Origin of the sequence: Sphingomonas sp. NFR04 (genome assembly GCF_900114095.1) — a bacterium.
Classification (GTDB): Bacteria; Pseudomonadota; Alphaproteobacteria; order Sphingomonadales; family Sphingomonadaceae; genus Sphingomonas.
Genome location: NZ_FORV01000005.1, coordinates 19,560 through 40,717 on the forward strand (window position 1 = coordinate 19,560; position 21,158 = coordinate 40,717).

Sequence of the window (21,158 nt, forward strand, 5' to 3'; positions counted from 1 at the left end):
CTGCCCCGCAGCGGCGCCTAGGTTCGGTTCATGACGCGTATGTGACATTGCATGTTGTTTTATGTGGGTTTGAACGTTCTCGTGTGGGTTCTCCAGGACCGGCATCGCTGATACAGTACTTGGATGGAAAGCTTGGACATGCCCGCCAGAGCCCCCTCGGCCCGCGCCACGCAGACCGCGCGGCTGACGACGTTGCTCGAATTGCTCGAGCAGCGCGGCCAATGGTCGATCAGCGAACTGGCCGAGCGGTTCGACGTGTCCGAGGAGACGATCCGTCGCGACGTCCGCCAGCTCGAACAGGCCGGGCGGGTGCAGAAGATCCATGGCGGCGTCTGCCTGCCGGGCGGCGTGCTCGAGCCGCCCTATCGCCAGCGGCTGCGCGACCAGGCCGAGGCCAAGCAGCGCATCGCCGAGCGCGCGGTGGCGCTGGTCCGGCCGGGCATGACGCTGCTGCTCGATTCGGGCACCACGACGCTGTGGCTGGCGCGCGCGCTGGGGCATGTGCGCGACCTGACGGTGATCACGAACAGCATGGAGATCGCGGCGCAGGTGCTCGGGCACCCGGGACAGCGGCTCTATGTGGCGGGCGGCGCGGTCGACCCCGACTATCACGCGGCGTTCGGCAGCGATGCGATCGACTATTGCCGCCAGTTCGCCCCCGACCTGACCGTGCTGTCGATGGGCGCGGTCGACCCGGTGCGGGGGTTCCTCGATTTCGACGCGGGCGAGGCGGCGTTCAAGCGCAGCCTGCTCCCCCAGGCACGGCGGGTGGCGGTGCTGTGCGATGCGACCAAGTTCGACAAGTCGGGCTTCGTGCATGTCGCCGGGTTCGGCGATGTGCACGACCTGGTGACCGATCAGGCACCGCCGCAGGAGATTGCGGCGGCCGCCGCTGCGGCCGGGACGGCGATACACCTGGTTTGAGGGGCTGATGCCTCATCCCGCCTGCAATGCTCTCCTCCCGCTTGCGGGAGGGGGACTAGAAGAAGTGGGAGGGGCTGGAAGGCTCTATCCTCCCCCGCCAGGGGGAGGTGGCGCCGAAGGCGACGGAGGGGGAGGTACGCGACCAACCAGCCGCCGGGCGTCCTCCCCCTCCGTCAGGCTGCGCCTGCCACCTCCCCCCGGCGGGGGAGGATACGCACTACCTCACGCCGCCTTGTCGGTGAGGAACAGCGCCTTGAGGTCCTTCTTCAGGATCTTGCCATTGGCATTCCGTGGCAGCGTCTCGGCGGAGAAGCGGATCGCCACCGGCACCTTGAACGCCGCGATCCGCTCGCGAACGAAGGCCTGCAGTTCCGCCTCGGTCGCCGACATGCCCGGCGCGAGATGCACCACCGCGACGGGCTCCTCGCCCAGCGTGCGATGGGGCACACCGATCAGCGCGGCGTCGGTCACCGCCGGATGCGCGTAGAGCACGTCCTCCACTTCCGACGAGTAGATGTTCTCGCCGCCGCGGATGATGATGTCCTTGGCGCGATCGACGACATAGAGGAACCCCTCCTCGTCCAGCCGGGCGAGGTCGCCGGTGCGTACCCAGCCGTCGCGGAAGGTCTCGGCGGTCGCCTCGGGCTTGTTCCAATAGCCCTTCACGATCATCGGTCCCTTGGCCCAGAGCTCGCCGACCTCGCCGACGGGCAGTTCGCGCACACCCTCGACATCCATGATCTTGAGCTCGGCGACCGGCACCGGCGGGCCGGCGCTGGTCGGCCGCGCGAGATATTCCTCGCCGAGGTGATGCGTCACCGTCGCCATCGTCTCGGTCATGCCCCAGCCATTGCCGGGCAGCGCGCCGAATTCCTGGAAGATGCGCTTGACCAGTTCGGGCGCCGAGGGCGCACCGCCATAGGAGATGCTCTCCAGGCTCGACAGATCGTAGTTGTGGCGCTCGGGATGTTCGAGCAGCTGCCAGGCGATGGTCGGCACGCCGCCGGTCTGGTTGACCTTTTCGCGCTGGATGATCTCCATCGCCTCGATCGGCTCCCAGCGGCGCATGAACACCACCGTGCCGCCCGCCGCGATCAGCGCCATCAGCCCGGCGCTGCACGCAGTGACGTGGAACAGCGGGATCACCAGCAGCCCGACCTTGTAGGGGGGCGCGGCCGGCGGCACCTCACCCCGGCGCAGCATCGAGCGGGCGACCGAATAGCCGGCAGTGAGGATGTTGGTCATCAGGTTGCGGTGCGTGCCCACCGCGCCCTTGGGGTTGCCGGTGGTGCCGCTGGTATAGAAGAGCGTGACGTCGTCCTCGGGTGCGACTGCCACTTCCGGGAAGGCGATGTCGGCCAAGTCGGCCCAGCTATTGCAGGTTCCCAGGATCGATTCGAGCGCGACCGCGTCGCCCTCCAGCGGTGAGCAGGCGCGGCTCACCACAACCTGCTCCAGATCGGGCAGCGCGGCATAGCACTGCTTGAGCCGCTCATGCCGCTCGCCGTCGACGAACAGCAGCTTGGCGCCCGAATCGCGCAGGCCATAGTCGAGCTCGGCGCCGGTCCACCAGGCGTTGAGCGGCACCAGGATCGCGCCGATGCTCACCGCGGCGAAGAAGATCGTCGGCCACTCGGGCAGGTTGCGCATCGCCAGCGCGACGCGGTCGCCCTTGGCCACGCCCTTGGCCTGCATCCACGAGGCAAGATGGCAGGTGGCGCGGTAGTTCGCCTCGTAGCTGACCCGCTCGTCCTGGTAGATGGTGAAGGGCCGGTCGCCATAGCCGCGCGCCAGCCGGGCGAGGATCGCGGCGGTGGGCGGGGCGTTCTTCCACACGCGCGTCGGCACGCCGCGGATCTCCACAGTATCCATTTCGAACTTGGCGCCGGGCGCGGTGAGCATGGCATCCACGGCGGCGAGCGGGGCTTTGGGCCAGTCGGGGGGCAAGGGCACGATCGGTTCAAGGGTCAAGGCAGCGCTCTCCATCGACTTTCTGAACTTTGGGTTTGGCTCGTTGACCAACCGGTGCCCACGTTAGTGTTGATTTGCCGCGCGCTCAAGGCAATAGAAAGCGGGCATCCGCCAGAAGGTGCATTGAACCGAATTCGAACGAGAGGTATGCCGCCAAGCATGGAAGTCGACGACCCGATCGCCCATGGATTCGATGCCGCCCGGCTGGCGCGGATCGATGCCTTTGTGAAGACGCGTTATCTCGACACCGGCAAGCTGCCGCATGCGCAGCTGCTGCTCGCGCGCGACGGGCGGATCGTCCATTTCTCGCACCAGGGTGCGGCGCGCGAGGGCGGCGCGGCAGTCGACGAATCGACTCTGTTCCGCATCGCCTCGATGACCAAGCCGATCACCAGCCTCGCCTTCATGATGCTGCTGGAGGAAGGGCTGGTCGCGCTCGACACGCCGGTGCACCATGTGCTGCCGGAGCTGAAGGGCGTCGGCGTCTATGCCGGCGGCGGCAATGGCGAGCCCTTCGACACGACGCCGACCGCGCAGCCGATGCGGATGGTCGACCTGCTGCGGCATACCGCCGGCTTCACCTATGGCTTCCAGGAGCGCACCCCGGTCGACGCCGCCTACCGCGCCGGGCGGATCGAGAGCTGGCACGGCAACCTCACGCTCGACCAGTTCGTCGCCACCCTCGGCACGCTGCCACTGGAATTTTCGCCGGGCGAGGCCTGGACCTATTCGGTCGCCACCGACGTGCTGGGGGCGGTGGTCGAGCGGCTGTCGGGCCTGACGCTCGACCGCTTCTTCGCCGAGCGCATCTTCGCGCCGCTGGGCATGCACAACACCTTCTTCCAGGTACCCGCCGACAAGGTCCATCGCCTCGCCGATTGCTGGACGATGAAGGAAGGCGAAAGCCGGGTGCTCTACGATCGCGGCGAGGCATCGGCCTGGTCGCGCTTCCCCCGGCTGCTGTCGGGAGGCGGCGGGCTCGTCTCTACCGCGCTCGACTATCACCGCTTCAACACGCTGATGCTGAACGGCGGCGAACTCGACGGCGTGCGGCTGGTCTCGCCCAAGACCGTCCAGCTGATGACGATCAACCATCTGCCCGGCGGCCGCGATCTCGCCAGCCTCTCGCGCGGGCTGTTCAACGAGACGACCAATGCCGGGGTCGGCTTCGGCCTGGGCTTCGCGATCAATCTCGACGTCGCCAAGACGATGATCCCCGGCTCGGTCGGCGAGTTCTACTGGGGCGGCATGTTCTCGACCGCCTTCTTCGTCGATCCCGTCGAGCGCCTCTCGATGGTGTTCATGACGCAATTCTCGCCGTCGATGCTCTACCCGATTCGGCGCGAGCTGAAGACGCTGATCTATTCGGCGCTCACGCGGTGATGGCGGACTTTTCTCGATCCTCCCCTGGAAGGGGAGGTGGCGCGCAGCGCCGGAGGGGTGTCCCCGCCTCGGCCGCAGCCAGACGCCCCCAGCGGCGACACCCCTCCGTCAGGCCTTCGGCCTGCCACCTCCCCTTGCAGGGGAGGATCTGCCTTCTCTTTACCCTCCCGGCCCCGGCCGGAACTGCGAACTAGGAGTTCGAACGCATGTCCGTGATTACCACCAGCCGTCAGGGCCCTGTCCTGATCCTCACCTCCGACAATCCGCCGGTGAACGCGCTCGGCGCGGCGGTGCGGCAGGGGCTGCAGGCCGGCATCGAGGAAGCCAAGGGTGACGATAGCATCCAGGCGGTCGTCATCCTCTGCGCCGGCAAGACCTTCTTCGCAGGCGCCGACATCACCGAATTCGGCAAGGCGATGGCCGAGCCGTCGCTGCCGGTGCTGGTCGACCAGATCGAGGCGCTCGACAAGCCGGTGATCGCCGCCGTCCACGGCACCGCGCTCGGCGGCGGCTGCGAAGTGGCGCTGGCATCGCACTATCGCATCGCCGTGCCCTCGGCGAAGTTCGGCCTTCCGGAAGTGAAGCTCGGCATCCTTCCCGGCGCCGGCGGCACCCAGCGCATGCCGCGCGTGGCTGGCGTTGAGGTGGCGCTGGAAATGGCCACCAAGGGCGATCCGATCTCGGCAACCCAGGCCAAGGACGCAGGCCTCGTCGACCGCCTCGCGGGTGAAGGCAGCCTGCTCGCCGACGCCGTCGCCTTCGCGAATGAGGTGATCGGCCAGCCGGTGTCGCGCTCCAGCGAGCGTCCGGTCACCGTCGATGCGGAGACCTTCGCGAAGTTCCGCGCGACCAACGCCAAGCGCTTCCGCGGGCTCGACGCGCCGAACACGATCATCGACATCATCGAGCAGACCGCCGGCAAGCCCTATGCCGAGGGCGTCCAGGCCGAGCGCATGGGCTTCATGAAGCTGATCATGGGCCAGCAGTCGGCCGCGCTCCGCCACATCTTCTTCGCCGAGCGCAAGGCCGCCAAGATCGACGGCATCGCCGACGACATCCAGCTGCGCGACATCAAGCGCGTCGGCGTGATCGGCGCCGGCACGATGGGCGGCGGCATCAGCATGAACTTCCTCTCGGCCGGCGTGCCGGTCACCATCGTCGAGATGGCGCAGGACGCGCTCGACCGCGGCACGGCCACGATGCGCAAGAATTACGAGGCGACCGCCGCCAAGGGCCGCATGACCGCCGAGCAGGTCGAGAAGGCGATGGGGCTCCTCAAGCCCACGCTCAACTTCGACGATCTCGCCGAGTGCGACCTGATCATCGAGGCCGTCTATGAGAGCATGGACGTGAAGAAGGACGTGTTCGGCCGGCTCGACAAGATCGCCAAGCCGGGCGCGATCCTCGCGTCCAACACCAGCTATCTCAACATCGACGAGATCGCCGCCGCCACCAGCCGCCCGCAGGACGTGGTGGGGCTGCACTTCTTCTCGCCGGCCAACGTCATGAAGCTGCTCGAGATCGTGCGCGGCGCCAAGACCGCCGACGACGTGCTGGCGACCGCCATGGCGCTGAGCAAGAAGATCAAGAAGGTCGCGGTGATCGCGGGCGTCTGCTACGGCTTTATCGGCAACCGCATGCTGATGCCGCGCCAGGTGGAAGCCACCAAGATGCTGCTCGAAGGCGCCACGCCCGAGCAGATCGACAAGGTCCATGTCGCCTTCGGCATGCCGATGGGGCCGTTCCAGATGGCCGACCTCGCCGGTGTCGACATCGGCTGGCACCGCGATCCCAACCGCATCGAGAATATCCGCGACGCGCTGGCCGCCGAGGGCCGCTGGGGCCAGAAGAAGGGCGCGGGCTTCTATGACTATGACGAGAAGCGACAGCCCTCGAACAGCCCGCGCGTCGCCGAGCTGATCGAGGAATGGCGCGGCAAGCTCAACGTGCCGAGCCACGAGATCACCGAGGAGGAGATCGTCGTCCGCACGCTCTACACCATGGTCAACGAAGGCGCCCTGATCCTCGCTGAGGGGATGGCCCAGCGGGCGAGCGATATCGATGTGGTGTGGGTCTATGGCTATGGCTGGCCGCCGTACCGGGGCGGGCCGATGTTCTGGGCCGACACTGAGGGTCTGAAGAAGATCGTCGAAGGCCTGGAGAAGTACGGCTTCGAGGTCGCCCCGCTGCTCCGCGAAAAGGCGGAGAAGGGCGAGAAGTTCAATAGGTGATGCCCCACGCTCCCTCTCCCCTTGGGAGAGGGAGGGAGGCGCGCAGCGCCGGAAGGGTGAGGGTGAGCGGGGATAACAGGCTAATTTGGCCACCCTCACCCTCCCACCGCCTGACGGCGGGACCATTCACTCCTCCCCGGCACGGGGAGGGGGACCAGCCGCAGGCTGGTGGAGGGGCGGCGGACGCAGTCCGCCGTCTGCGACAGCGTCCCCTCCACCACCGCCTTCGGCGGCGGTCCCCCTCCCCGTGCCGGGGAGGAATTTGGGAGAGGATGATGACCGAGCAGCTTGAGCAGTTCCGTACGGAAACCCGCGCCTGGCTGGAGGCGAAATGCCCAGCCACCATGCGGGAGCCGATCCGGTCCGAGAAGGACATTGTCTGGGGCGGGCGCAATCCCGACTGGGCGCATCCCGACCAGAAGCTCTGGATGGACCGCATGGCCGCGCGCGGCTGGACCGTGCCCGACTGGCCCAAGGCATATGGCGGCGGCGGGCTCTCCCCGGCCGAGACCAAGATCCTGCGCGAGGAAATGAAGCGCATGGGCGCGCGCACGCCGCTCAACAGCTTCGGCATCTCGATGCTCGGGCCAGCGCTGCTGAAGTACGGCACCGAGGAACAGAAGCTCGAGCATCTCCCCAAGATCGCCCGCGGCGAGATCCGCTGGTGCCAGGGCTATTCCGAACCCAATGCCGGTTCGGACCTCGCCGGCCTGCAGACCTGGGCCGAGGATGCCGGGGACCATTATGTCATCAACGGCCAGAAGGTTTGGACCAGCTATGCCGACAAGGCCGACTGGATCTTCTGCCTGGTCCGCACCTCGAAGGAGACCAAGCAGGGCGGGATCAGCTTCGTGCTGTTCGACATGGCCTCGCCGGGCGTCTCGACCAAGCCGATCCTGCTGATCTCCGGCTACTCCCCTTTCTGCGAGACCTTCTTCGACAATGTGAAGGTGCCCAAGGCGCAGCGCGTGCATGAGGAGAACAAGGGCTGGGACGTCGCCAAGTACCTGCTCGGCCATGAGCGCGAGATGATCTCGGGCATGGGGCTGGACCGCGCCGGCGGCAATCCGCTGATCGAGGGCGCGATCGCAACGATCGGGCTCGACGACCAGGGCCGGCTCGCCGATCCGATCCTGCGCGCCCAGATCGCGCTGTTTGAGGTGCGGATGCGCGCCTTCTCGGCGATGTCCGAGCGCTTCCTCGACGAGCTCAAGGCCGGCCGCGCCCATCCTGCCCAGCCGAGCATGATGAAATATGTCGGTACCGAGCTGAACAAGCAGCGCCACGAGCTGATCATGGCCGCCGGCGGATCGGCTGCGCTGGAATGGGAAAGCGACGCCTCGGCCAAGGGCGCGAAGCCCCGCGCCTGGCTGCGCACCAAGGCCAATTCGATCGAGGGCGGGACGAGCGAGATCCAGCTCAACATCGTCGCCAAGCGGATCCTGGAGCTGCCGGGCTGAGGGACGGACTTTCCCTCTCCCGCCTGCGGGAGAGGGAGGGAGCCGCCGACAGGCGGCGGAAGGGTGAGGGTGTGTGGGGCGAAGGATGGCCCCGCCCTTCGCCCTACTCACCCTCACCCCGACCCTCTCCCGCAGGCGGGAGAGGGAGATGGAGATACCGATGCCGCTCTACCTCAACGACGAACAGACGATGCTCCGCGACACCGCCCGCGAGTTCGTCGCCGAACATGCCCCCGTCCGCCACCTCCGCGCCCTTCGCGACGCCAAGGACCCCACCGGCTTCAGCCGCGACCTGTGGAAGCAGTTCGCCGAGATGGGCCTTACCGGCATCCTGATTCCCGAAGCCTCTGGCGGCCTGGGCTTGGGCCATGTCGAGGCGGGCGTGGTGCTGGAGGAGATCGGCCGCAACCTCACCCCCTCCCCCTTCCTCTCCACCGCCGTCGCTGCGGTCGAGGCGCTGAAGGGCACGGCGCACGCTGAGCGCTGGTTCCCCGGCATCGCCGCCGGCGAGGCGGTGATCGCGATCGCGCATGACGAGAAGCCCAAGTTCGGCCGCGCGGTGGCGCTCAAGGCCGAGCGCGCCGGTAACGGCTTCCGCCTGACCGGCACCAAGCGCTTCGCCCACCATGCCCATGCCGCCGACCTCCTCCTCGTCACCGCGCGCACCGCCGGCAGCGATACGGACGCGGCAGGCATCACCCTGTTCGCGATCGACCCCAAGGCCGCCGGGCTCGACCTCCGCCCCGAACGCCTCGCCGATTCCAGCCTCGCCGCGCACGCCAGCTTCGACGGCGTCGAAGTCACCGCCGATGCGGTGGTCGGCGAGATCGACGCGGGTGCCGATCCGCTCGGCCGGCTGCTGCGCGCCGCCGGGGCCGGCGCCTCGGCCGAGCTGCTCGGCGTCGGCGCAGGCGCCAGCGACATGACGCTCGACTATCTGAAGGAACGCAAGCAGTTCGGCACGCTGATCGGCAGCTTCCAGGCGCTCCAGCACCGCGCTGCGCATCTCTACAGCGAGATGGAGGTCGCCCGCGCCGCCACGCTCAAGGCGCAGCAGCTGCTCGATGCCGGCGAACCCGCCGACGAGGCGGTCGCCATCGCCAAGGCGATGACCGGGCTTGCCACCACGCTTGCGGTGCAGGAGGGTATCCAGATGCACGGCGGCATCGGCATGACCGACGAATATGACATCGGCTTCTACATGAAGCGCGCCCGCGTGCTCGCCGAAATGTTCGGCGATTCCAACTATCACGCCAATGCACTGGCGGAGGCAGCCGGCTACTGATGACCGACGCGACATCGCCCGAAGACTTGGTCGCTGGCCTCACGGCCCTGCTCGACGTCGAAACGCTCGATACCGATCTCTATCGCGGCGCGCGCCAGCCGGGCGGCGTCGGCCGCGTGTTCGGGGGGCAGGTGATCGCCCAGGCGCTGCAGGCGGCGCAGCGCTCGGTCGAGGACGGCAAGGTCGCGCATTCGCTCCACGCCTATTTCATGCGGCCCGGCGACGAGAACTACCCGATCCTCTACCGGGTGGTGCGCGATTTCGAGGGGCGCAGCTTCGCCAACCGCCGCGTGATCGCGATGCAGAAGGGCAAGCCGATCCTCAACATGGCGGCCTCGTTCCAGCTGCCCGCCGAAGGGCTGCACCATCAGGATGCGATGCCCGAGGTGCCGCCGCCCGAGGACCTCCGCTCCGAGGCCGAGCTGCGCGAGGCGATCCGCGACCAGATCCCGGAGAAGTTCAAGCGCTTCTTCCTGCGCGCCCGCCCGATCGAGATCCGCCCGGTGAGCCCGCGCAACTGGTTCAACCCCGAACCCCGCGAACCGCGGCAATATAGCTGGTTTCGCGTCATCGCCCCCCTGCCCGACGAGCCCGCGCTCCACCGCGCGATGCTGGCCTATGCCAGCGACATGACCCTGCTCGGCACCTGCATGCTCCCCCACGGGGTCAGCTGGATGAGCGGCCAGGTGCAGACCGCCAGCCTCGACCATGCGCTGTGGCTGCACGAGCCGTTCCGCTTCGACGACTGGCTGCTCTACGCGACCGACAGTCCTTGGGCCGGCCACACGCGCGGTTTCAACCGTGGCAGCATCTATGCGCGCGACGGCCGGCTGGTGGCGAGCGTGACGCAGGAAGGGCTGATCCGCGCCGCCTGACCATTCGTCTCGCGAGCGATCGTTTTCATCTCGCCTGCGCAATTATTACGCTTGATTATCCACGAGTCGTGCAGATAAACCCGGAGCGGGAGGTTCGGGGTTTATCCTTATGTCGTATCGCGTCTCCGCGATATGCAGCCTTCTCGTGTGGCTTTTCGCCGCAACGGCGCTGCATGCGCAAACTCTTGAGGAGTCGGTCCTCGCCCAGATCAACGCCGCACGGGCCGATCCTCGTGCCTATGCCGAGAAGCTCCGAGAATATCGCGGCTATTTCGACGGCGCCGTCGTCTACATGCCGGGCGACTATAACGGCATTCTCACCCGCGAGGGTACGGTCGTGGTCGACGAGACGATCGCCTTTCTCGAACGCCAGGCGCCGCTCCCACCGCTCACCCAGGCGGACATACTGGCGCTGGCTGCGGTGGACTTTTCCCGCGAACAAGGCGCGATCGGCGCACGCGGGCACCGCGGCGCCGATGGCAGCGATCCCGGCGTCCGCGTGAAGCGCCATGGCGGCGACATCTTCGTCGGCGAGGCGATCGCCTATGGCTTCGACAATGCCGAGGAAGTGGTGCGCCAGATGATCGTCGACGACGGCGTGCCCGATCGCGGCCACCGCCGCCTGCTGTTCGATTCCAAGCTCAAATTTGCCGGGATCGGCTGCGGGCCGCACAGCAAGATGGAGCATATCTGCGTCGTCGACGTCAGCGCGACCAAGGATGGCCGACCGGTGCGCCTCCACTACGCCCTGCAGCAGCGCTGATCGGCCGTCACTTCCGGCCGAACAGCTTCTCGATGTCGCCATGGGCCAGCTTCACCCAGGTGGGGCGGCCATGGTTGCACTGGCCCGAATGCGGGGTGACTTCCATTTCGCGGAGCAGCGCGTTCATCTCGGCGACCGAGAGGATGCGCCCGGCGCGGACCGAGCCATGGCAGGCCATCGTCGCGGCAACATGGTCGAGCCGTTCCTTCAGGCTCAGCGCCTCGTCGAAGCTGGCGAGTTCGTCGGCGAGATCGGTGACCAGGCCGTGGACGTCGCCGGTGCCGAGCGCGGCGGGCACGGCGCGGACCAGCATCGCGCGCGGGCCGAAGCGTTCGAGCTCGAGCCCGAAGGCGCGCAGTTCCTCGATCCGGGCTTCCAGGCGGTCGCAGCCGGGTTCGTCGAGCTCGACGACTTCGGCAAGGAGCAGCGCCTGACTGGGTACGGTGCCGCCGGCCATGGCGCGGCGCATGCGCTCCAGCACGAGCCGCTCGTGCGCGGCGTGCTGGTCGACCAGGACGAGGCCGTCCTGCGCTTCCGCCACGATATAGGTCTTGGCAACCTGGCCGCGGGCGACGCCGAGCGGGAAGTCGGTGGCGAGCGGGGCTTCGTGGCGCGCGGGTTCGGCGCGGGCATAGGGCGCAGCGGCGAAGAAGGAGCCGGAATCGCGGACGGCACCGGAATAATGCCTTAGCCCCTCCTCCTGAGAGGAGGGGTTGGGGTGGAGGGATTCCAGGTCATAGCTTGGTCTCGGTGAGACACTGCCCCACCCCAACCCCTCCCCTGAAGGGGAGGGGCTATGGCTCCCCCCGCCCCCCGGCTGCCACAGCCCCAGTGCCGCCTCGCTCGGCCGCTGGACGCTGCGATGCCCCGCAGCGTCCAGCGCCCGCCGCAGGCCGCTGACGATCAGCCCACGCGTCAGCGCCGGATCGCGGAAGCGCACCTCCGTCTTGGCCGGGTGGACGTTCACATCGACCACCTCGGGCGGCACGTCGAGGAACAAGGCCACGACCGGATGCCGGTCGCGCGCGAGCATCTCGGCATAGGCGCCGCGCACTGCGCCGACGAGCAGCCGATCCTTCACCGGGCGGCCGTTGACGAACAGATATTGGTGGTCCGCCACGCCGCGGTTGAACGTCGGGATGCTGGCGACCCCGCCGAGCACCAGCCCCTCGCGTTCGAAATCGATCGCCACGCTGTTCTCCTGCAGCGCCCGATCGGTCAGCGCCGCCACCCGCGCCGGCCGGCTCTCCCCGCCCTGCACGCTCAGCACGCGGCGGCCGTCATGCTCGACCGTGAAGGCGATGTCGGGCCGCGCCATCGCCAGCCGCTTCATCCCGTCGAGGCAGGCGGCATATTCGGCCCGCGTCGAGCGGAGGAACTTGCGCCGCGCGGGTACGCGCCCGAACAGTGCCTCCACCCGCACCCGCGTCCCCGGCGGCAGCGCGGCGGGGCCTTCGGCGATCCGCGCGCCGTTATCCACCGTCAGCGACCAGCCTTCGGCGCCGCGCACCCGGCTTTCCAGCGTCAGCTGCGCGACGCTGGCGATCGAGGGCAGCGCCTCACCGCGAAAACCGAGCGTTGCGACGTGCTCGATATCGTCGGTCGGCAGCTTGGAGGTGGCATGGCGCTCCAGCGCCAGCGCCATTTCGGGCGGCGCCATCCCGCAGCCATCGTCGATCACCTCGATCAATTCGATGCCGCCGCCGGCCAGCTTCACGGTGATCCGTGTAGCGCCTGCGTCGATTGCGTTTTCAACCAGTTCCTTCAGCGCACTGGCAGGACGTTCTACGACCTCGCCGGCAGCGATACGATTGACGAGGTGTTCGGGCAGGCGGCGTATTGACATGCCATTCGCTGTAGCCCAAGCGACGGCCTCCCGCGACCCGCATCCGCATGACACCAGGCCGGATTAAACTCCGTCCCGGAAAGGGTTCGGGCCAAACAATTTGTGCGAGCAGCCGGACGGGGGGCGCCCAACCCGGCAGGACGGATCAATAGATGGCTTTCTCCCGCATTTTCAAATTCATGTCGCATGACATGGCGATCGATCTGGGTACTGCGAATACCGTTGTTTATCTGCGTGGACGCGGCATCGTGCTGAACGAGCCGTCGGTCGTGGCGGTCGAGACGCTGAACGGCGTGAAGAAGGTCAAGGCGGTCGGTGACGACGCCAAGCTGATGATGGGCAAGACCCCCGGCTCGATCGAGGCGATTCGTCCGCTGCGTGACGGCGTGATCGCCGACATTGATGTCGCCGAAGAGATGATCAAGCACTTCATCCGCAAGGTGCACGGGCAGCGCCGCTTCATGCGCTGGCCGGAGATCGTGATCTGCGTGCCGTCGGGCTCCACCTCGGTCGAGCGCCGCGCGATCCGCGATGCCGCGTCGAACGCCGGCGCCAGCCAGGTGTGGCTGATCGAGGAGCCGATGGCGGCCGCGATCGGGGCCGACATGCCGGTGACCGAGCCGATCGGCTCGATGGTCGTCGACATCGGCGGCGGCACGACGGAAGTCGCGGTGCTCAGCCTGCGCGGGCTCGCCTACTCCACGTCGGTGCGCGTCGGCGGCGACAAGATGGATGAGGCGATCGTCTCGTACGTCCGCCGCAACCACAATCTGCTGATCGGGGAGGCCACGGCCGAGCGGATCAAGCAGGAAGTCGGCGTCGCCAAGCCGCCGGTCGACGGCATCGGCAAGACGATCCACATCAAGGGTCGCGACCTCGTCAACGGCGTGCCCAAGGAAATCCAGATCAACCAGGGCCAGATCGCCGAGGCGCTGTCCGAGCCGGTCAACACGATCGTCGAGGGCGTCCGCATCGCGCTGGAGAACACCGCGCCGGAACTGGCCGCCGACATCGTCGACCAGGGCATCGTGCTCACCGGCGGCGGCGCGCTGCTCCACGGGCTGGACGAAGTGCTGCGCGACGAGACCGGCCTGCCGGTCACCGTCGCCGACGATCCGCTGACCTGCGTGGCGCTGGGCACCGGCCGTGCGCTCGAAGATCCGATGTTCCGCGGCGTTCTCCTCCAGGTCTGACGAAAGGCCAACGGCGATGGCGCCGCCACGGAATCGGCGCCCGGGGTTTTCGCGACGGGCGCAATATGGGCTGTTCTTCAGCTATGTGGCGGCGATCGGCCTGTTGCTGATCGGCGGCGGCTTAGTGCTGGTCTCGCGCTACAACCCGCATCTGTTCGCCGCGCTGCGCAGCACCGTCGCCGAAGTGACCACGCCGGTCTCCTCTGGGCTCGATACGGTGCGGCGCGGCGTGGGCAGCGTGCCGACGGCGATCGGCAGCTATTTCGGCGTGCGCGGCGAGAATGCCCGGCTCAAGCGCCAGATCGAGGCCGAGCATGCCGCGCTCCAGCGCGCGCTTGGGCTCGAACGCGAGAACCAGCGACTGCGGCAGTTGCTCAAGGCCCGCGACGCCACGCCGGAGACGATCGTCGTCGCCCGACTGGTCAATTCCTCCGCCTCCAGCACCCGCCGCTACGCGACGCTCAACGCCGGCAGCTGGCAGCGCGTCGGCCAGGGCCAGCCGGTGCGCGACGGCGACGGGCTGATCGGCCAGGTGGTCGAAGCCGGGCCGAACGCTTCGCGCGTGCTGCTGATCACCGATCCGGACAGCACCATTCCCGTCCGCCGGGCGAGCGACGGGCTGCCCGCCATCGTCACCGGCAAGGGCGACGGCACGCTCGACGTGCGCGCCGCCAATGCCGCCGCCAACCCGTTCCGCACCGGCGATCTGCTCGTCACCTCGGGCACCGGCGGCGTGTTCCCGCCCAACATCCCGCTCGGCAAGGTCAGCGCGACCGGCCGCGATTCCTCGGTCGTCACGCCGGCGAGCAACCCCGACATGGCCGATTTCGTGATGGTGCTGCGCGTGTTCCTGCCCGAGCCTGCGCCGCCGCCCCAGGCCTTTCCGACCCCCGCCGCGACCCCCAAGGCCAAGTGATGGCGCTCGACCTCCAGCCGCTGGGAGTGCCCTCGCCGCGCCCCCGGGCGCGCTGGCTGGCGCCGCTGTCGATCGCGCTCGCCTCGCTGGTGACGCTCCTGCCGGTGGTCGCCACCGTGCCCTTCCTGCCGCCGTTCGGGCTGCTGATGCTGCTCGGCTGGCGATTGCTGCGACCCGATGCGCTGCGCGTCTGGGTCGCAGCACCGCTGGGGCTGTTCGACGATCTGCTCAGCGGCCAGCCCTTCGGCTCGGCGATGTTCCTGTGGATGGCATGCATGTTGATCATCGACGTGCTAGAGACGCGCATCGTGTGGCGAAACTTCTGGCAGGACTGGCTGATTGCCGCGGGCGCGACCGCCTTCGTGCTGATCGCGGGGCGGTTCCTTGCGTCCCCCATCTCGGCCAAGGTCGATGCGGCGCTGCTGTTCCAGGCCGGCGCGTCGGCGATGCTGTTCCCGCTCGCCTCGCGGCTGTGCGCCTGGCTGGACCGTGACGTGGTGAAGGCCTGAGCCATGGTGCGGATCACCGAAGCCGCCCAGACCTACAGCTTTTCCCGCCGCGCAGTCGTGCTCGGCGCGGCGCAGGGTGCCGTCGGCATGGTGCTCGCCGGGCGCATGGCCTGGCTGTCGGTCGTCGAGAACGAGCAGTACAAGCTCAAGGCCGAGAGCAACCGGGTCAACAACACGCTGATCCCGCCCCGCCGCGGCTGGCTGCTCGATCGTAGCGGCAAGCCGCTCGCCAGCAACCGCACCGATTTCCGCGTCGACCTGATCCCCGATCGCATCGTCGACAAGGACAAGCTGCTCGCCGAGCTCACCCGGCTGCTCAACCTCGCGCCCGAGGACCTCGCCCGGATCGAAACCGACCTCAAGCGTGCCGGCGGCTTCCGCCCGGTGCAGGTGGCGGAGAATCTCGACTGGGACCGCTTCGCCGCGGTGCTGGTCCGCCAGCCCGAGCTGCCCGGCGTGGCGCCGACCCGCGGCTATGCCCGCCACTATCCGCTCGGCGCCGGCGTCGGCCATCTGATCGGCTATGTCGGCACCGCCTCGGCCGAGCAGTTCAAGGCGGATCATGATCCACTGCTCGTCACGCCCGGCTTCAAGCTGGGCAAGGATGGGCTGGAAAAGACGCTGGACAAGCGCCTGCGCGGCAAGCCCGGCGCCAAGCGCGTCGAGGTGACCGCGCATGGCCGCCCGGTCCGCGAGCTGGAAACCCGTGCCGACCAGCCGGGCGAAAGCATCAAGCTCACCATCGACGCCGGTCTCCAGGAATATGTCGCACGGCGGCTGGGCACCAATTCGGGCTCGGCGATCGTGATCGACGTGGCGAGCGGCGACATCCTCGCAATGGCGTCGATGCCGGCCTATGATCCCAACAGCTTCTCCGACGGCATCAGCCAGACCGAATGGAAGATGCTGTCCGAGGACGATCACGTTCCCCTGATGAACAAGGTGCTGCAGGGCCTCTATCCGCCTGGCTCGACCGTCAAGCCGATGAACGGCCTGGCGCTGCTCGCGGCCGGCGTGGGGGCACATGACCGCGTCGTCTGCTCGGGTGCGCTGCGCGTCGGCAACGGCGTGTTCCACTGCCACAAGAAGGGTGGGCACGGACCGCTCGACCTCAAGAACGCGATCATGCAGAGCTGCGACATCTATTTCTACGAGATGGTCCGCCGCGTCGGCTATGATGCGATCGCGCCGATGGCCCGGATGCTGGGCATGGGCCAGAAGTTCGACATGCCCTTCACCACCCAGCGCTACGGCACGGTGCCGGACAGCGCCTGGAAGCTGAAGAAATACCATCACCCCTGGACGGTGGCGGATTCGCTCAATGCGTCGATCGGCCAGGGCTATGTGCTGGCCAACCCGCTGCAGCTGGCGGTGATGGCCAGCCGGCTGGGATCGGGCAAGATCCTCGTCCCGCGCCTGCTCGCCAACGGCCCGTCGGGCGCCCAGCCGCTGCCGGTGAGTCCGGAGGATCTCGCGATCGTGCGCGACGCGATGTACGGCGTGGTCAATGGCGGCGGCACCGGCGGCGCGGCGCGCATGTATGTGCCGGGCGTGGCGCTCGCCGCGAAGACGGGTACCGCGCAGGTCCGCCGCATCACCATGGCGGAGCGCCGCACCGGCGTGCTCAAGAACGGATCGCTGCCGTTCAAGATGCGCGACCACGCGCTGCTGGTGTGCTTCGCGCCGCACGACAATCCCAAATATGCCGCGGCGATCGTGCTCGAGCATAACGGCCACACCGTCCGCAACCTCGACGCGCCGCTGATCGGCCGGGACATCATGACCTATCTGTTCGATCGCGACCTGGCGATGAAGACGCTGGCCGAAGTGGAGCCCACCTGGGGCGGCGACTATACGACGCGGATGGCCGCGCAGTCGGCGGCGTTCCGCGCCGCGCAGGCCACGCCGCCGCCGCCGACGCCTGAGGACACGGAGGAAGCGGCGAGCAGCCTCGCCGATCAGGCCGCGAACAGCACCGCCGATTCGACCAAGCGCGACGTGGCGCCCACCGGCAGCGTGGAGGGCGACTGATGGCCCGGCCCGGCAACGGCATTGTCCCCATGCAAGTCGCGCAGCTGCCCTGGAAGGTGCTGTTCCTCGTCCTGGCGATCGGCGGCTTCGGCCTGGTCGTGCTCTATTCGGCGGCCGGCGGCAGCATCAAGCCCTGGGCGTTCAACCAGGGAATTCGTTTCCTGCTGTTCCTCGCCGTCGCGCTGGCGATGTCACGCGTGCCGGTACGGTTCTGGTCGCAATGGTCGCTGCCCATCTACGGCGCGCTGGTGGTCGCGCTGCTCGGCGTGGAGGCGCTGGGCAAGGTCGCGGGCGGCAGCCAGCGCTGGATCAGCCTGGGCGGCTTCCAGTTCCAGCCTTCCGAGCTGATGAAGCCGATGATCGTGCTGGCGCTCGCCCGTTTCTATGAAATGCTGCCGGCCAGCGAGACGCGCAAGTTCGTCGCGATCTGGCCTGCCTGCATTTTGATCGGAGTCCCGGCACTGCTGGTGATCATGCAGCCCGATCTCGGCACCGGGCTGATGATCACCGGCTGCGGCGTCATGGTGATGTTCCTGGCAGGCGTGCCGCTGCGGCTGTTCATCGCCGGTGCGCTGGCGGTGGCGGTGGCCGCCCCCCTCGCCTTCAACTTCGTGCTGCACGATTACCAGCGCAACCGCGTGCTGATCTTCCTCGATCCCGAGCGCGATCCGCTGGGCACCGGCTATCACATCACCCAGTCCAAGATCGCGATCGGTTCGGGGGGCATCTTCGGCAAGGGCTTCCTCCAGGGGACCCAGAGCCATCTCGACTATCTGCCCGAGGGCCAGACCGACTTCGCGCTGGCGACGATGATGGAGGAATGGGGGCTGGCCGGCGGCGTGTTCCTGATCGTCACCTTCGGCATGCTGATCGCCTGGGGGATCGGCGTAGGCATGCGCGCGAAGACCCGGTTCGGGCGGCTAACCGCAGCGGGGCTCTCGGGGACGATGTTCCTCTATTGCTCGATCAACATGGCGATGGTGATCGGCCTGGCGCCGGTGGTGGGCGTGCCGCTGCCGCTGATCAGCTTCGGCGGCACCGCGGTGATGACGTTCATGCTGTGCCTGGGAATCCTCCTCTCGATCGACCGCGACGGCCGCACCAAGACGCGCTGGTGATTTTTTCATTTTGGGGCTTTACAAGCCGCGAGGGGCGACGCTAAAGGCGCCCCTCCGATGCGGCGGTGCCCCACCAAAGGGCGCCTTGCAGAAGCCGGAATGGACACATAGCTCAGTTGGTAGAGCAGCTGACTCTTAATCAGCGGGTCCTTGGTTCGAGCCCAAGTGTGTCCACCACCGCCTCTGTCGATACGCCTTCCGGTATGGACACATAGCTCAGTTGGTAGAGCAGCTGACTCTTAATCAGCGGGTCCTTGGTTCGAGCCCAAGTGTGTCCACCAAACTTTCTAAGCAAAACCAAGTATTTATGCAAAGGTCCACCTCGCCGGGCGCTTTTGCGTTGCGGGCGCTTTTAGCGGATTTTTAGCAGCGCGACGGTTGCTGCTAAAAACAACGACAACCGCTCACGACAGCGCCCTGCACCGAGGGGATGCAAGGCGCTGGCAGCGCGTTAGTGGCGATGAAAACTGGCCGGGTCGGGCATGCAAATGAAGTCGTAACGGTCTGACGAGAACCAAATTGTTTCCGGACCGTATTCGCCGACAATATCGCTATAGGACATGATTGCTGTCCTTTGCTGTCCATCTGACCCCTTCCAGCGAAGGCCTTGAGAACCACCCATACTACCAGTGTCAGCAATAAAGCTGTTTGCGCGGACCGGGGTCGAACCGCTCGTTTGGACGCTCCAAACGGCGGGTTCCCCTATGTTCCTGTCCGCAATCAGCTTCACTTCTACAGGGCCATTACAATTATAAGTTATGGCACCCGCCACTGTGCCGTGCACAATTTTATCAAGCCGTTGACGCTCTCGCTCTCTGCTGACGAAAACTGTAATCGTGATGCCCCCGACAATCATCAGAGTAAGTATGACGGCAACCATTTTTCTGAATCGGGTCATCCCGCTACACTATCGAAATATCACACTCCGGCAAACGGTAGAGAAACGCCTCCGTTACCAAGGAATTTGGGATCCTTCACCGAACCATTTCCCATATCCGGTCCCGATGCCACAGCCCCCAAACACCATCGTCATGCCAGCGGCGGATGCAATTCAGGATGACCGGCATCTCGCGGCTGTCGAACTGGCCTGCGTCAATGCCCGCCTGAGTCTCGGCGGCAAAGGCATCGAACGACCCATAAGCTGCCACGAACGGCGAGCGTGGGGCGATGCGTGCCTGTTCAAGGCGCTGGACGCGGGCAAGGAGTGCGCGAGGCGATGCCATGTGGTCAGCCCTGCGCGATCTTCCGCCACTTGAACCCGACGCGGACCAGCACTTCCATGCCGGTCGTCGGGGGCAACGGTAACGCCGCGTTCGACATAGCCGATGGACTTGATAACGTTGGCTGGGGTTGCGGTGACCGCGAGCGTTCGCACGCTGCGGCCAGTAAGCTGTGTCCACCATCTCTCCGCTGTCTTTGCACCTCTTCACCTAGGGCCGGCACGTCCGTACCGCAGGCAACCTACGTCTGTGTGCCCCTCCCGGAGGTACCCACACCGCCGGCGACGCCTGATACCCGTCCAGTGATAGTCGATAGTTGCGCAGGTTAGCTGCCACCGTTGCAGCGCAACATGCGACCAGCCGCGCCAATCCGATCCAAGACCCCTCCGGCACCCGCATGTCACGTTCGCCCCAAGCGAGGACGCGTCCTCCTTAGACCGTCGCAACATGTCGAGGTGCAACGTGAGAAAGCAGCAAAGGCTCGCCCGATCGAGGCGACGCGCCGGGGTCGGATCGCTATGAGCGCGCCCAGCCCCAAACCGAATTTCCCCTGGCGGCGTACCGGCGCGGGCGCACTCGCGCTGCTGCTCGGTGGATGCAACCGCGGCGTGCTGGACCCGCAAGGGCCGGTCGGCGTCGCCGAAAAGACGCTGCTGCTCAACGCCACCGGCATCATGCTGTGCGTGGTGGTGCCGGTGATGATCGCCACGGTGTGCATCCCGTGGTGGTTCCGTGCCAGCAACACCAAGGCGCGCTATCGCCCGACCTGGGCCTATTCGGGCAAGGTCGAGCTCATCATCTGGTCGATCCCGGCGATGATCATCCTGCTGCTCGGCGGCGTCACCTGGATCGCCTGCCACGAGCTTGATCCGGCCAGGCCGCTGGCCTCGTCGCAGAAGGCGATCGAGGTGCAGGTGGTGTCGCTCGATTGGAAGTGGCTGTTCATCTATCCGAAGGAGGGCATCGCCAGCGTCAACCGCATCGTGGTGCCGGTGGGCACGCCGGTGCACATGCGGCTCACCTCCGCCACGGTGATGAACAGCTTCTTCGTGCCTCAGCTCGGCGGCCAGATCTACACGATGACCGGCATGGTCTCGCAGCTCAACCTGATCGCGGATCGCGCGGGCAGCTATGACGGCCTTTCCGCGCAGTTCAGCGGCGACGGCTTCTCGGACATGCACTTCCGCTACGACGCGGTATCGCGCCCGGCCTTCAACGCCTGGATCGCCGCCGCCAAGGCCGCCGGCTCGGCGCTCGACGCGCGCGGCTATGCCGCCCTCGCCAGGCCCAGCTCGGCGGTGGCGCCGATCACCTACGCCACGATCGATCCGACGCTGTTCGATCGCATCAGTGTCGGCAAGCCGATCGCGACCGCTGCGGTCGCCCCCCACCCCATGGCTGCCGACCACGGCGCCAGCAACAAGGGCTTTTGA

17 protein-coding genes and 2 tRNA genes are annotated in these 21,158 nt (G+C 67.2%); 15 read left to right on the forward strand and 4 right to left on the reverse strand.

Annotation, left to right across the window (positions count from 1 at the left end):
• Nucleotides 1-138 precede the first annotated feature (138 nt).
• The gene (locus BM009_RS14875; protein ID WP_254772303.1) at nucleotides 139-924 is read left to right on the forward strand and encodes a DeoR/GlpR family DNA-binding transcription regulator; all 786 of its coding nucleotides are present in this window, start codon (nucleotides 139-141) and stop codon (nucleotides 922-924) included.
• 222 nt (nucleotides 925-1,146) lie between these two features.
• Here BM009_RS14875 and BM009_RS14880 read toward each other — a convergent pair whose 3' ends face one another.
• On the reverse strand, nucleotides 1,147-2,910 hold the full coding sequence (locus BM009_RS14880) for a class I adenylate-forming enzyme family protein (protein WP_093297431.1): 1,764 nt from the start codon (nucleotides 2,908-2,910) through the stop codon (nucleotides 1,147-1,149).
• A 144-nt stretch (nucleotides 2,911-3,054) separates the two neighbouring features.
• Here BM009_RS14880 and BM009_RS14885 point away from each other — a divergent pair, with 144 nt between their 5' ends.
• The 6 genes from BM009_RS14885 (at nucleotide 3,055) to BM009_RS14910 (ending at nucleotide 10,892) form a co-directional block, all read left to right on the forward strand.
• Nucleotides 3,055-4,278: a serine hydrolase domain-containing protein gene (locus tag BM009_RS14885; RefSeq protein WP_093297433.1), complete on the forward strand. Its 1,224-nt coding sequence runs from the start codon at nucleotides 3,055-3,057 to the stop codon at nucleotides 4,276-4,278.
• A gap of 206 nt (nucleotides 4,279-4,484) precedes the next feature.
• A complete protein-coding gene (locus tag BM009_RS14890) occupies nucleotides 4,485-6,509 on the forward strand; it encodes a 3-hydroxyacyl-CoA dehydrogenase NAD-binding domain-containing protein (RefSeq protein WP_093297434.1) in 2,025 nt (674 codons plus the stop codon).
• 275 nt (nucleotides 6,510-6,784) lie between these two features.
• A complete protein-coding gene (locus BM009_RS14895) occupies nucleotides 6,785-7,969 on the forward strand; it encodes an acyl-CoA dehydrogenase family protein (RefSeq protein ID WP_175488049.1) in 1,185 nt (394 codons plus the stop codon).
• A gap of 160 nt (nucleotides 7,970-8,129) precedes the next feature.
• Nucleotides 8,130-9,254 (forward strand): acyl-CoA dehydrogenase family protein, encoded by a 1,125-nt coding sequence (locus BM009_RS14900; RefSeq protein WP_093297438.1) that lies wholly within the window; start codon nucleotides 8,130-8,132, stop codon nucleotides 9,252-9,254.
• Nucleotides 9,254-10,129, forward strand: a complete 876-nt coding sequence (locus BM009_RS14905) for an acyl-CoA thioesterase (protein ID WP_093297440.1) — start codon at nucleotides 9,254-9,256, stop codon at nucleotides 10,127-10,129. Before BM009_RS14900 ends, BM009_RS14905 begins: the two co-directional genes overlap by 1 nt.
• A gap of 145 nt (nucleotides 10,130-10,274) precedes the next feature.
• The gene (locus BM009_RS14910) at nucleotides 10,275-10,892 is read left to right on the forward strand and encodes a CAP domain-containing protein (protein ID WP_254772304.1); all 618 of its coding nucleotides are present in this window, start codon (nucleotides 10,275-10,277) and stop codon (nucleotides 10,890-10,892) included.
• Between the two features lie 7 nt (nucleotides 10,893-10,899).
• On the opposite strand, the gene mutL is transcribed toward BM009_RS14910, so the two are convergent.
• On the reverse strand, nucleotides 10,900-12,738 hold the full coding sequence (gene mutL / locus BM009_RS14915; protein ID WP_093297444.1) for a DNA mismatch repair endonuclease MutL: 1,839 nt from the start codon (nucleotides 12,736-12,738) through the stop codon (nucleotides 10,900-10,902).
• Nucleotides 12,739-12,890: 152 nt separating this feature from the next.
• Here mutL and BM009_RS14920 point away from each other — a divergent pair, with 152 nt between their 5' ends.
• From BM009_RS14920 to BM009_RS14950, 7 genes are all read left to right on the forward strand, one after another.
• On the forward strand, nucleotides 12,891-13,931 hold the full coding sequence (locus BM009_RS14920; RefSeq protein ID WP_064313791.1) for a rod shape-determining protein: 1,041 nt from the start codon (nucleotides 12,891-12,893) through the stop codon (nucleotides 13,929-13,931).
• A 16-nt stretch (nucleotides 13,932-13,947) separates the two neighbouring features.
• Nucleotides 13,948-14,847 carry a rod shape-determining protein MreC gene (gene mreC, locus BM009_RS14925; RefSeq protein ID WP_093297445.1) on the forward strand — a complete coding sequence of 300 codons (900 nt, stop codon included), beginning with the start codon at nucleotides 13,948-13,950 and terminating at the stop codon, nucleotides 14,845-14,847.
• Nucleotides 14,847-15,356 carry a rod shape-determining protein MreD gene (gene mreD, locus BM009_RS14930; protein WP_093297447.1) on the forward strand — a complete coding sequence of 170 codons (510 nt, stop codon included), beginning with the start codon at nucleotides 14,847-14,849 and terminating at the stop codon, nucleotides 15,354-15,356. The genes mreC and mreD overlap by 1 nt, the downstream gene beginning before the upstream one ends.
• A 3-nt stretch (nucleotides 15,357-15,359) precedes the next feature.
• A complete protein-coding gene (gene mrdA / locus BM009_RS14935; protein ID WP_093297449.1) occupies nucleotides 15,360-17,387 on the forward strand; it encodes a penicillin-binding protein 2 in 2,028 nt (675 codons plus the stop codon).
• Nucleotides 17,387-18,505: a rod shape-determining protein RodA gene (gene rodA / locus BM009_RS14940; RefSeq protein ID WP_093297451.1), complete on the forward strand. Its 1,119-nt coding sequence runs from the start codon at nucleotides 17,387-17,389 to the stop codon at nucleotides 18,503-18,505. The genes mrdA and rodA overlap by 1 nt, the downstream gene beginning before the upstream one ends.
• 101 nt (nucleotides 18,506-18,606) lie before the next feature.
• Nucleotides 18,607-18,682: transfer RNA gene (locus tag BM009_RS14945), tRNA-Lys, on the forward strand.
• A 28-nt stretch (nucleotides 18,683-18,710) separates the two neighbouring features.
• Nucleotides 18,711-18,786: transfer RNA gene (locus BM009_RS14950), tRNA-Lys, on the forward strand.
• Nucleotides 18,787-18,956: 170 nt separating this feature from the next.
• On the opposite strand, the gene BM009_RS22290 is transcribed toward BM009_RS14950, so the two are convergent.
• On the reverse strand, nucleotides 18,957-19,403 hold the full coding sequence (locus tag BM009_RS22290; RefSeq protein WP_139216637.1) for a hypothetical protein: 447 nt from the start codon (nucleotides 19,401-19,403) through the stop codon (nucleotides 18,957-18,959).
• 76 nt (nucleotides 19,404-19,479) lie between these two features.
• Nucleotides 19,480-19,728, reverse strand: coding sequence for a hypothetical protein (locus BM009_RS14955; protein ID WP_093297453.1), 249 nt, complete (start codon nucleotides 19,726-19,728; stop codon nucleotides 19,480-19,482).
• Between the two features lie 515 nt (nucleotides 19,729-20,243).
• Between BM009_RS14955 and cyoA the strand changes: the two genes are divergently transcribed.
• On the forward strand, nucleotides 20,244-21,158 hold the full coding sequence (gene cyoA / locus BM009_RS14960; RefSeq protein ID WP_093297454.1) for a ubiquinol oxidase subunit II: 915 nt from the start codon (nucleotides 20,244-20,246) through the stop codon (nucleotides 21,156-21,158).

Bases quoted from the DNA above. Each gene is read 5' to 3' on its own strand.
- BM009_RS14890 (WP_093297434.1), top strand. From the start codon at position 4,485: ATGTCCGTGATTACCACCAGCCGTCAGGGCCCTGTCCTGATCCTCACC.
- mrdA (WP_093297449.1), top strand. From the start codon at position 15,360: ATGGTGCGGATCACCGAAGCCGCCCAGACCTACAGCTTTTCCCGCCGC.
- BM009_RS14895 (WP_175488049.1), top strand. From the start codon at position 6,785: ATGACCGAGCAGCTTGAGCAGTTCCGTACGGAAACCCGCGCCTGGCTG.
- BM009_RS14905 (WP_093297440.1), top strand. From the start codon at position 9,254: ATGACCGACGCGACATCGCCCGAAGACTTGGTCGCTGGCCTCACGGCC.
- BM009_RS14920 (WP_064313791.1), top strand. From the start codon at position 12,891: ATGGCTTTCTCCCGCATTTTCAAATTCATGTCGCATGACATGGCGATC.
- mreD (WP_093297447.1), top strand. From the start codon at position 14,847: ATGGCGCTCGACCTCCAGCCGCTGGGAGTGCCCTCGCCGCGCCCCCGG.
- BM009_RS14885 (WP_093297433.1), top strand. From the start codon at position 3,055: ATGGAAGTCGACGACCCGATCGCCCATGGATTCGATGCCGCCCGGCTG.
- BM009_RS14880 (WP_093297431.1), bottom strand. From the start codon at position 2,910: ATGGAGAGCGCTGCCTTGACCCTTGAACCGATCGTGCCCTTGCCCCCC.
- cyoA (WP_093297454.1), top strand. From the start codon at position 20,244: ATGAGCGCGCCCAGCCCCAAACCGAATTTCCCCTGGCGGCGTACCGGC.
- BM009_RS14955 (WP_093297453.1), bottom strand. From the start codon at position 19,728: ATGGCATCGCCTCGCGCACTCCTTGCCCGCGTCCAGCGCCTTGAACAG.
- BM009_RS14900 (WP_093297438.1), top strand. From the start codon at position 8,130: ATGCCGCTCTACCTCAACGACGAACAGACGATGCTCCGCGACACCGCC.
- mreC (WP_093297445.1), top strand. From the start codon at position 13,948: ATGGCGCCGCCACGGAATCGGCGCCCGGGGTTTTCGCGACGGGCGCAA.
- rodA (WP_093297451.1), top strand. From the start codon at position 17,387: ATGGCCCGGCCCGGCAACGGCATTGTCCCCATGCAAGTCGCGCAGCTG.
- BM009_RS22290 (WP_139216637.1), bottom strand. From the start codon at position 19,403: ATGACCCGATTCAGAAAAATGGTTGCCGTCATACTTACTCTGATGATT.
- mutL (WP_093297444.1), bottom strand. From the start codon at position 12,738: ATGTCAATACGCCGCCTGCCCGAACACCTCGTCAATCGTATCGCTGCC.
- BM009_RS14875 (WP_254772303.1), top strand. From the start codon at position 139: ATGCCCGCCAGAGCCCCCTCGGCCCGCGCCACGCAGACCGCGCGGCTG.